Source organism: Actinomadura sp. KC345, from assembly GCF_004348515.1.
In the GTDB taxonomy this organism is placed as follows: Bacteria; Actinomycetota; Actinomycetes; order Streptosporangiales; family Streptosporangiaceae; genus Spirillospora.
This window is the reverse complement of record NZ_SMKH01000276.1, coordinates 1-10,275: the sequence shown is the minus strand read 5'-3', so window position 1 is coordinate 10,275 and position 10,275 is coordinate 1. Positions and strand designations below refer to the sequence as shown.

General features: G+C 74.3%; 8 protein-coding genes. 2 read left to right on the top strand and 6 right to left on the bottom strand.

What is annotated here, in order from left to right; all coding sequences use genetic code 11:
- The coding region (locus E1281_RS31840) for a carbon monoxide dehydrogenase subunit G (protein WP_131883422.1) at positions 1 to 497 on the bottom strand (497 nt) is incomplete at its 3' end.
- Between the two features lie 198 nt (positions 498 to 695).
- On the opposite strand from E1281_RS31840, the gene E1281_RS31835 reads away from it, so the two are divergent.
- Positions 696 to 1,541, top strand: coding sequence for a polysaccharide deacetylase family protein (locus E1281_RS31835; protein ID WP_131883421.1), 846 nt, complete (start codon positions 696 to 698; stop codon positions 1,539 to 1,541).
- Positions 1,542 to 1,664: 123 nt separating this feature from the next.
- On the opposite strand, the gene cutA is transcribed toward E1281_RS31835, so the two are convergent.
- The 5 genes from cutA to E1281_RS31810 form a co-directional block, all read right to left on the bottom strand.
- Positions 1,665 to 4,079, bottom strand: coding sequence for an aerobic carbon-monoxide dehydrogenase large subunit (gene cutA, locus E1281_RS31830; RefSeq protein ID WP_131883420.1), 2,415 nt, complete (start codon positions 4,077 to 4,079; stop codon positions 1,665 to 1,667).
- The gene (locus tag E1281_RS31825) at positions 4,080 to 4,568 is read right to left on the bottom strand and encodes a (2Fe-2S)-binding protein (protein WP_131883419.1); all 489 of its coding nucleotides are present in this window, start codon (positions 4,566 to 4,568) and stop codon (positions 4,080 to 4,082) included.
- Complete coding sequence (locus E1281_RS31820; RefSeq protein WP_131883418.1) at positions 4,568 to 5,431, bottom strand: xanthine dehydrogenase family protein subunit M; 864 nt, start codon at positions 5,429 to 5,431, stop codon at positions 4,568 to 4,570. The genes E1281_RS31825 and E1281_RS31820 overlap by 1 nt, the downstream gene beginning before the upstream one ends.
- A gap of 11 nt (positions 5,432 to 5,442) precedes the next feature.
- Complete coding sequence (locus E1281_RS31815; protein ID WP_131883417.1) at positions 5,443 to 6,906, bottom strand: solute carrier family 23 protein; 1,464 nt, start codon at positions 6,904 to 6,906, stop codon at positions 5,443 to 5,445.
- 218 nt (positions 6,907 to 7,124) lie between these two features.
- A complete protein-coding gene (locus tag E1281_RS31810) occupies positions 7,125 to 8,897 on the bottom strand; it encodes a PucR family transcriptional regulator (RefSeq protein WP_131883416.1) in 1,773 nt (590 codons plus the stop codon).
- Positions 8,898 to 9,138: 241 nt separating this feature from the next.
- On the opposite strand from E1281_RS31810, the gene E1281_RS31805 reads away from it, so the two are divergent.
- The gene (locus E1281_RS31805) at positions 9,139 to 10,140 is read left to right on the top strand and encodes a DUF2877 domain-containing protein (RefSeq protein WP_131883415.1); all 1,002 of its coding nucleotides are present in this window, start codon (positions 9,139 to 9,141) and stop codon (positions 10,138 to 10,140) included.
- Positions 10,141 to 10,275 lie beyond the last annotated feature (135 nt).

The following is a 10,275-nucleotide window of genomic DNA, read 5'->3' as shown; positions in this document are numbered from 1 at the left end:
GTCCCGGTCGCCGGGGCGGCCTGGGCGGGCGGCGCGGAGGGCGGCGGCCCGGGGGCGGCCGGTGCGGTGAGGTCGCGTTCGACGGCGGCGAAGAACTCGCCCGCGGTGCGCTTGGCGACGCTGCCGAGCATCCGCTGGCCGACGCCGCCGACCATCCCGCCCACGACCGCGTCCGCGTCGTAGTCGATCCGCGTCGAGCCGTCGCCGCCGGTGAGGCGCACGCGGACCGTGGCGTCCACGGTGCCCGGCGCTCCCTGCCCGCGTGCGCGCAGGACGAACGAGCGCCGCGGATCCGGCTCGGCCAGCTCGACCTGTCCCACGTAGGTGCCCTGGACGGACGCGACGCCCGCCGTGACGGTCATGCGGTAGGTGCCGGGGCCCGTCTCCTCCAGGGAGCTGCACCCCGGGATCGTCCGGGCCAGGACGGCCGGGTCCTGGAGCGCGTCCCACACGCGGGCGAGCGGCGCGGCGACGGTGGCACTGCCGTTGAGCTGCATGACCCGACTGTAGAGAACGGCGCCGCCGCGCCGAACGGCAACATCTGCCGACCACACGCCGAGGTTTGGGCATTGCTCCCCCGACACCGCCCGGAAATGGTCAGATATGTCCGCAGGTTCCTTCGGCTGCGAACTCCCGCCGCCGCCGGCGCGTCAACCGGGGGAGGCTCCACCTGGATCGAAGGGGGCACGCGGCAGATGCGAGGCAGGACGCCCGTCGCCGCCATGGCGGCCGCCGGAGTGCTCGGCGTGGCCGCGGGCGGCTGGCCCGTCGCGGCCGCCCTCGCGGGCGACTCCGGGCCGCCGACGCGCACGCGGCTCGCGTCCGTGCTCGGCGACCAGCGGTGGGCGGCGCCCGAGCCCGGCTCCTGGACGATGCCGCGGCCCGCCGCGGACGGGCTGCCTCCGGTCATCAAGAGCATCGAGACCAAGGAGCACGTCGTCTTCCTCACCATCGACGACGGCTACACCTACGACGCCGGATTCGTGGACCTCGTCCGCAAGGAAAAGGTTCCCATCATGACGTTCCTGACCTCCACCTACATCAAGGGCCAGGGACAGTACTTCTGGGCCATGCGCAACGCGGGTTCGGTGATGGAGAACCACACCATCGACCATCCCGACCTGGCGACGCTCGGGCCCAAGGAGCAGAAGAGGCAGATCTGCAAGGCGTCCGAAGCGATCGAGAAGAACTACGGCCGCCGCCCCGGGATCCTGCGGCCCCCGTTCGGCAGCTTCGATGAGACGACCCGCCAGAAGGCGAAGGAGTGCGGCATCAGGTCGATCCTGCTGTGGTCGGCGGAGTTCTACAACGGCACGTCCGGGCCCGGCACCGGGTTCAACGGCTTCGCGCGCAGGGACGGCGGCACGGGGTTCAAGCCCGGCGACATCATCCTCATGCACTACCGCAAGGGCCTCGCCGGGCAGCTCAAGACGATCCTCACCTGGATCGAGCAGGCCGGGTACCGGCCCGCCGCCGTGGAGAACCACCTGCCGCGCTCCCTCGGCGGCGACGCCCCGGACACGCCCCCGGCGCACGGCTAAAGCCGACCTTCCCGGAGGAATCCCGGTTACGCCGAACGTCGGGACGGCCCTTCACTAGGGTCAACACGCTGGCGGGGTTGAGGTCCCCCGCTTCCCGAGCCGACCCCGCCAGCATCCAGCTCGTCAGCCCGCCCGCACGCCCTCCCGGACGCGCAGGGACGGGTCGCTCGCGGCGCGCAGCCGCAGCGTGTGGAGGGCGTCCGGGGAGATCGGCATCGCGTCCACGCGGACGCCCTCCGCGTCCTCGACCGCCGAGGCGATCACCGCCGACACGGGGATGACGCCCGCCTCCCCGGCGCCCTTGATCCCGAGCGGGTTCAGCGGCGACGGCGTCTCCAGGTGGTCGGTCTCGATGCGCGGGATCTCCGTCGCGTACGGCATGAGGAAGTCCATGAACGACGCGTTCAGCAGCTGGCCGGACTCGTCGTAGGCCATCCGCTCGTACAGCGCGCCGCCGATGCCCTGCGCGACCCCGCCGTGGATCTGCCCCTCGACCACCATCGGGTTGATGAGCCGCCCGCAGTCGTGGACGACCGCGTACCGCAGGACGGCGATCTCCGCCGTGTCGGGATCGACCTCCACGATCGCGGCGTGCGCCCCGGCCGCGAACGTGGACCGGACGGGCGAGTAGTAGTCGCGTCCCTCCAGACCCGGCTCGTCCCCCGAGGCGACGGGCGGCTCGGTGACCGGGCGGCCGACCGCGAACTGCGTCGCCGCCGCGGCCTCCTCGTCGAACGCGTACCGCAGCGGGTTCGACAGGACCGCGACCGTCCGCAGCGGCACCGACGCCGACGGGTCGCCCCTGACGTGCACGACCCCGTCGGTGATCTCCAGGTCGCGCGGGTCGGCTTCGAGGGCCTCGCCCGCGATCCGCAGCGCCTTCCCGCGGACCTTCCGGCAGGCGAGCGCGATCGCGTTGCCGCTCATCACCGCCGCGCGGGACGCGAACGTCCCGACCGCGTACCCGAACCGGCGGGTGTCGCCGGTCGTGACGTGGACATCGCCGACGGGGACGCCGAGCTCGGCCGCGGCGATCTGCGCGAACACGGTCTCGTGGCCCTGCCCCTGCGAGGTCAGCCCGGTCGAGACGTGCACGCGCCCCGCCGTGTCGATCTCGACGTGGCCGCCCTCGTAGGGGCCGACGCCCGTCCCCTCGACGTAGACGCCGAGGCCGATGCCGAGGCGGCGGCCGTGGGACCGCGCCTTGGCGCGCTCGGCGTCGAAGCCGTCCCACCCGATCAGCTCCCGCGCCTTGCGGAGCAGCTCCGGGTAGTCGCCCGAGTCGTAGATCAGCGGGCGCCCGTCCTGGAACGTGAGGCCCTGGTCGTAGGGGAACTCGTCCGGCTGGATGAGGTTCGCGGCGCGGACGCCGGCGCGGTCGCGGCCGAGGTGGTGCGCGACGCGGTCCATCGTCCGCTCCATGCAGAACACGCCCTGCGGGCGGCCCGCCCCCCGGTACGGCGTGACGATCAGCGTGTTGGTGTAGAGGCTGACGACCTCCGCCCGGTACGCGCCGATCTTGTACGGGCCGAGGAGCTGGGTGGACGTGACGATCGGGATGATGATCCCGTACGGGGTGTACGCCCCGTGGTCGTGGCGGATCCGCACGTCCAGGCCGAGGATGCGGCCCTCGTCGTCGAACCCGACCCGCACGTCCTGGAGCTGGCCGCGCTCGTGGGCGGCGGACACGAAGTGCTCGCGGCGGTCCTCGGTCCACTTGATCTCGCGGTCCAGCAGCCGCGCCGCCCACGGGACGAGGATCTCCTCCGGCCACGGGTGGACGATCTTGACGCCGAACCCGCCGCCGACGTCGGGCGCGACCACCTCGACCTTGCCGTTCGGCAGCCCGAGCCGGGCGGCGATCGCGGCCCGGACGCTGGTGGACGCCTGGGTGGAGGAGTAGACGCGCAGCGACCCGTCGTCGGCGTCCCACCGCGCGTAGACGCCGCGCCCTTCGAGGGGCGTGGACGCGCTGCGCTCGATCGCGAGGCCGAACTCCAGCACGTGGGGCGCGGCGTCGATCGCGGCGGGGGCGTCGCCGTTCTCCTGCACCAGCACGGCCCCGACGTTGCCCGGCACGTCGTCGTGGACGAGGCGGTCCGCGCGCGACGCGGCCTCGATGCCGACGACGGCCGGCAGCGGCTCGTACTCGACGCGGATGCGTTCGGCGGCGTCCTCGGCCAGGTACCGGTCGCGGGCGACGACCATCGCGACGGGCTCGCCGACGTGCCGGACGACGTCGCGGGCGAGCGGGTACCCGGTGCGCCCGTGGGTGAGCGCCGGATGCGGGATCAGCAGCGGCAGCGGCTCCCCGACCCGTCCCGGAAGGTCCTCCCAGGTGTAGACGGCGACCAGGCCGTCGACGTCGATGGCCCCCGAGACATCGACGTCGGCGATCCTCGCGTGCGCGTGCGGGGACCGGACGAACGCCGCCGCGAGGGCCTCCCGCCCCAGGTCGTCGAGGTAGCGGCCCTGGCCGGTGAGGAGCCTGTCGTCCTCGCGGCGTTCGACCGGTTCACCGAAGACCCGCGTCCCCATCTACGACTCCCCCTCAGCGAGCAGGTCCGCGGCGCGGTGCACCGCCTTGACGATGTTCTGGTAGCCGGTGCAGCGGCACAGGTTCCCGGAGATGCCCTCGAGGACCTGGTCCTCGGTCGGGCGCGGCGTCTCGCGCAGCAGCGCCGTGACCGTGCAGAGGAACCCGGGCGTGCAGAAGCCGCACTGCAGGCCGTGGCATTCGCGGAACGCCCGCTGCACCGGCGACGGCGTCCCGTCCCGGCGGGCCAGGCCCTCGACGGTCGTGATCTCATGCCCGGAGGCGGTGACGGCGAACATCAGGCACGACCGCACCGGCTCCCCGTCCAGCAGGACGGTGCAGCACCCGCAGACGCCGTGCTCGCAGCCGACGTGGGTTCCGGTGAGCCCGAGGTCGTGCCGGAGCAGGTCCGACAGCAGCCGCCTGGCCGGGACGCGGGCCGTGCGGTGGGTCCCGTTGACGGTCAGCGCGACCTCGAAGCCCTCCTCCATCAGTCCTCCGCCTTCCGCAGCGCCTCGGCCGAGGCCGCGGTCAGGGCGCGCTCGGTGAGCACGCCGGTCAGATGCCGCCGGTACTCGGCGCCGGCGTGGATGTCGGGCTCGGGGTCGGCGCTCTCCCGGGCGTGCGCGGCGGCGGCCGCCCAGTCGCCCGCCGGCCCCGCGGCGGCGGTCAGGTCGAGGACGAGCGGGACCGCGCAGACGCCGAGGTACCCGGCGCGGACCGCCGACACCCGCAGGTCCTCGTCCAGCGTGACGACTGCGGCGACCCCGGCGAGCGCGTAGTCGCCGTGCCGCCGCGCCGTCTCGGTGAACGCGGTGCCGGTGCGCGGCGGCGCGGCGGGGAAGAACGCCGACACGGCCAGCTCACCGGGTTCGAGGGCCGGCTCCAGCGGCCCCAGGAAGAACTCGGCGGCCGGGATCGTCCGGCGTCCCCGCGCCGACGCCGCCTCGACCGTCCCGCCGAGGACCGCCAGCACGGCGGGCATCTCCCCGGCCGGGTCGGCGTGCGCGAGGCTCCCGACGACCGTCCCCCGGTTGCGGATGACGGGATGCGCGACGTGCCGGAGCGCCTGGGCGAGCAGCGGCTGGATCGCGGCGGCCTCCGGCGAGCGCTCCACCCGCGCGTGCCGGGCGAGCGCGCCGACCCGGACGCCCTCGTCCCCCGCGTGGACGGTGTCGAGTTCGCCCACGCGGTTGATGTCGACGAGCCCGGGCGGGGCGGCGAGCCGCATGTTGAGCAGCGGGATGAGGCTCTGGCCGCCGGCGAGCACCTTGCCCGCCGGGTCGGCGGCGAGCACGTCGAGGGCCTCGGCGAGCGTGCCCGGGGCGTGGTAGCCGAACGGGGGAGGTTTCACCGGCCGCCTCCTCAGCCCGGCCCGGCGCCGGGCTCGTCCTTGTCCGTGCGGCGGACCGGGCCGCCGGCCTCCCTTTCGGACGGCGCGATGATGCCGCCGCCCGAGCCGCCCGGCGGGCGCATCGCGTTCAGGACGTGGTAGCCGAGCAGCACGGCGATGGTGCCGAACGCGATGCCCTGGAGCGGGAAGTCGTCGGTGATCTCGAGCGTCACGTCGCCGATCGCCAGGATGATCCCGGCCGCGACCGGGACGAGGTTGACGGGATCGGCGAAGTCCACCCGGTTCTCCACCCAGATCTTCGCGCCGAGCAGGCCGATCATCCCGTAGAGCACGACGGTGATGCCACCGAGCACGCCGCCCGGCGTCGCGGCGATCAGCGCGCCGAACTTGGGGCACAGGCCGAACAGGATCGCCACGACGGCGGCGACGTAGTACGCGGCCGTCGAGTAGATCCGCGTCGCGGCCATCACGCCGATGTTCTCGGCGTAGGTGGTGGTGGGCGCGCCGCCGACCGCGCTGGCCAGGGCGGTGCCGACGCCGTCGGCGCCGATGGCGCGGCCAAGGTAGGGGTTCAGGTCGTCGCGGGTCATCGCGGCGACCGCCTTGACGTGCCCGGTGTTCTCGGCGAGCAGCGCGATGACGGCGGGCAGCGCCAGCAGGATCGCGGAGGTCTTGAAGTCGGGGCCGTGCATGCTCGGGAACCCGAACCAGTCGGCCTCGCGCACGCCGCCGAAATCGACCCGGTCGTGCGGAAAGGCGGTCGCGACGCAGTACGTGCCCTCCGTCGTGCACGGCCGGCCGTCGGCGCCCAGGAGGTTCTGCCCCGGCAGCACGGAGGTGATCGGGCCCGCGGTCTTGTCGAGGATCCACGACAGGGCATAGCCGAACACCAGCGCGAGCAGGATCGTGATCCGCGCCCAGAAGCCGCGCAGCAGCACCGCGCACAGCACCGCGAACCCCAAGGTCGCCAGCCCGACCCACTGGTCCTGGGGCCAGTAGACGTTGGCGACCACCGGGGCCAGGTTGAACCCGATCAGCATCACGACGGCGCCGGTGACGACCGGCGGGAAGACCCGGTGGATGACCTGGCCGCCCACGAAGTGGATCAGCACGCCGATCAGCGCCAGGACGAGGCCCGCGACGAGGATCGCGCCCGTCACCGTGGCGGTGTCGCCGCCCGCCGCGCGGATCGCCGCGACCGCGCCGACGAACGACGCGCTCGTGCCGAGGTAGCTCGGCACCCGGCCGCCGACGATCAGCAGGAACAGGATCGTCGCGACCCCGGACATCATGATGGCCAGGTTGGGGTCCAGGCCCATGACCACGGGGAACACGAACGTCGCCCCGAACATCGCCACCACGTGCTGCGCGCCGATACCCGCGGTGCGCGGCCACGACAGCCGTTCGTCGGGTCTGACGACCTCGCCGGGCGGCGGTGTCCGCCCGTCGCCGTGCAGCTTCCAGCCCATCACCATCCGGGGGACCCTCCCTGCTCAACCGTCCGCGTGCATGCGGGCAACGTAGATCTACCCTCATGGGCGGGCATCGGCGACATCTGCCAAAGCCAGCGCCCCCGATTGGGAGGACCGGCCCCCCGTGATCGCCGGCACCCGGCCGCGAGCGGGTGTGGCCGCCGCCCGGCGCGCCGGGCGGCGGCGCCCGAGGCGGTCACACTACCGTCGGACCACTACCGTCAGATACCGCGCATGCGCAGCACGTGAAGAGCGAGGGTGAGGTTGAGCCGCAGATGCGCGTCCTCGGTGAACGCGCCGAGCATCCTTTCCAGCTTCCCGATGCGGTAGCGCAGCGTGTTGTAGTGGAAGTGGAGCCGCCGCGCCGTCTCGGCGACGTTGAGGTTGGTCTCCAGGAGCACCTGCAGGGTGCGGCGCAGGTCCACCAGCTCCGGCTCGTCGTCGGCGGCCAGGTCGCCCAGCGTCTCCCGGACGAAGGCGTGCAGCTCGTCCGGGTCGGAGACGAGGCTCAGCAGCCGGTACACGCCGAGCTGGTCGAAGTGCGCCCGCGCGCCCGCGCCGTTGAGCTGGCGCCCGACCCTGACGGCCTTGACCGCCTGGTCGTAGGCCTCGGGCAGCGCGGACGGGGACGCCACCGTGCGGCTGATGCCGGTGGAGAACGTCCGCCGCACCGGCAGGTGCTCGGCGAAGAGGGACGACGCCTCCTTGACCATCGCCTGGACCGGGCCGGCCGTCAGCTCGGCGGGGTCCGCGCCGTCCGCGCCGACGACCGCGACGACCTCGTGGGCGAAGCTCGCGACGGCCGCGCCGCGGTCGTGCCGCCGGACGGCCGACGCCCACGCGGCGGCGAGGCGCTCCTGCGCGGCCCGCTCCTCCGCGCCGCGGCCGCGCGTCCCGCCTTCGGGACCGTCCCCTTTGCCGCGGCCCTTGCCGTCGGGCTCGTGCCCGGCGGCCGGAGCGGGCCCGCCGCGCGGGCGCCCGTCGAGCTCGGCGACCAGGACCATCACCGGGCGGTCGAGGTCCCAGCCGAATCCGTCGCAGTGGGCGATGACCCGGTCGTCGTCGCCCGCGCGGCCCGCGAGGATGTCGCGCAGGAAGTCGGCGCGGTACTTGCTCTCGACGGCGGCGACGGCCTGCTGCTTGGTCACCACGAGCGCGGCGACGGTGGCCGCGCGCTCCAGGATGCCGAGATCGGTGCCGCGCAGCGTGCCGCCCGGGCTGAACGCGACGATCCGGCCGTGGTCGAAACCGCCCGCCATCACGGGCACGACCAGGTGGTCGCCGGTGCCGTGCGCGCCGATGATGCCGCAGCCGCCGCGGCCGCACGCGGCCTGGCGCCCCGCGTCGAACGCGCGCATCGCCTGGACGTGCTCGTCCGGCCCGGCGCCCGCGAGCACCCGCTGCTCGCCGTCCAGGACGACGACCGCCACGTCCAGCAGCGTCGCGACCTCGTCGACGACCTCCTGGAGGCCGCCGCCGCACAGCACGATCTGCACGAGCGCCCGGTGCACCTCCTCGGTGCGCGCGAGCACGGCCGCCTGCCGGTTCAGGATGTCGGTCAGAACCTGGTTGAGGATGTCGTCGAAGCCGACGTCGTTGGGGAGCAGGATCAGGGGGAAGCCGCGCCGGTCGGCCTGCGCGATCATCTCCGCGGGGAGCGAGTCCAGGTAGCGGCCCAGTTTGATGGCCAGGGCCGCGAGGCCGCGCTCGTCCAGGTCGGCGACCAGGTTGTCGAGCGACTGGGGGGTGTTGCGCAGGGGGTAGCCGGTGGTCAGGAGCAGCTCGTTCGGTTTGACCCACGACAGGATGTCGGGGACCTCCATCACGTTGAGCCGCTGGACGATGCGCTCGAGTCCGGACCGTCCGGCGATGAGGCGGGCGCCGTTCAGGGTGCTGACGCCGAGGACCTCACCGACCGACAGGCCATAGGTCAGTGTTCCGGTGCTCGCGAGCCGCAGGGCCGGTGGGCCCGGGTCCGCGCTGGTGTAACTCATGCCAGGGGTCACCTCGCCTTTTGGTGCGTACATCGCCCGTTACGGCGTGATCGCTACCGGTTCCTGATCAACACTGACAACAAAGACGAACGATGACAACCATCCTTGGCAGCTTTCCCCATACGTCCGCCGCTGGGGCCGTTCTAACGTCTCCGCAGAGGCCGGTCCGCCCGCGCACCGGACGCAGCACCCCCGGACACCGCGCGCCGGACGGCCACCGACACCGGCCTCGGGAGGATCCGTGACCGCCCTCGTCCGCGACCCGATCCCGCTTCCGGCCCGGCCCGGCGGGCGGCCGCCCGCCGCCGGCGCGGCGAGCCTCGCGCTGCGGCCGCTGCTGGATCCGCCGCGCCGCGCCGCGCGGGTCATCGCCGTCTTCCCGTCGGCGCTGTACCTGGAGCTGCGCGGCGGGCCCGAGCCGCGCGTGCTGGCCGTCGTCACCTCCGACGCGCACCGGCTGCCGAACGCCGTGGTCGTCGTCGCGACGCGCCGCGAGCACCCGTTCCGGTCCGTCCGGGAGGGCGGTGACGCCTTCGTCGGCGACGGCCGGATCGAGGCGGACGGGCTGCGGGTGCGCGTCCGCCGCTGGTGGGACCCGTCCCCGGCGCTCGGCGCGCTGGCGCCCGCGGCGCTCGCCGCCGGAGTGTCCTCGCTGGAGGACGCCCTCACCGGCGCCGGGATGATGGGCGGCGGCCTCGCCGGCCACCCCGACCCGGTGGAACTCGCCGGGCGCTGCGCCGCCGGCGACCTCGCGGGGGCCGTGGAGGCCGCCGAGCGGATCGTGGGCCTCGGCCCCGGGCTGACCCCGAGCGGCGACGACATCCTGTGCGGCCTGCTGGTGTCGCTGCGGCTGGTCGGCGACGCGGTCCGGCACGGCCAGGCGCTCCCCCTGCGAGGGGGCGGCCCCGCGCATCCCCCGGTCCGCTCCGCTCCCGCCGCGGTGTGGCTGGCCGACTGGCTCGGCGCCGCCGTCACCGCCGACGCCGGCACCCGCACGACGGCGCTCGCCGCGACGCTGCTGCACTGCGCGGCGGCGGGCGGCGCGGGCGCCGAGGTCGCCGCCGTGCTGCGCTGCGTCGCCGGCCACGAGCCGCCCGCCGCGGCCGTCCGCCGCCTGCTGTCGGTCGGCCACACCTCCGGCACCGACCTCGCGCACGGCGTCCTCGCCGGCTGCCGCGCGGTGCTCGCCCTGACCGCGCACGCGCCGCAGACGGCCCGCCGTACCCCGAGGGTCCCCGCATGAGCGAAGCGAACCGGGGGGTGTGGGGGGGTCGCCCCCCCACAGAAGAAGGGCATGAGCGAAGCGAACCGGGGGGTGTGGGGGGCCGCCCCCCACAGAAGGCGGGCATGAGCGAAGCGAACCGGGGGGTGTGGGGGG

What these genes read in the sequence shown, in the direction of transcription:
- E1281_RS31835 (WP_131883421.1), top strand. Translation starts at nt 696, where the DNA reads ATGCGAGGCAGGACGCCCGTCGCCGCCATGGCGGCCGCCGGAGTGCTC.
- cutA (WP_131883420.1), bottom strand. Translation starts at nt 4,079, where the DNA reads ATGGGGACGCGGGTCTTCGGTGAACCGGTCGAACGCCGCGAGGACGAC.
- E1281_RS31825 (WP_131883419.1), bottom strand. Translation starts at nt 4,568, where the DNA reads ATGGAGGAGGGCTTCGAGGTCGCGCTGACCGTCAACGGGACCCACCGC.
- E1281_RS31815 (WP_131883417.1), bottom strand. Translation starts at nt 6,906, where the DNA reads ATGGTGATGGGCTGGAAGCTGCACGGCGACGGGCGGACACCGCCGCCC.
- E1281_RS31810 (WP_131883416.1), bottom strand. Translation starts at nt 8,897, where the DNA reads ATGAGTTACACCAGCGCGGACCCGGGCCCACCGGCCCTGCGGCTCGCG.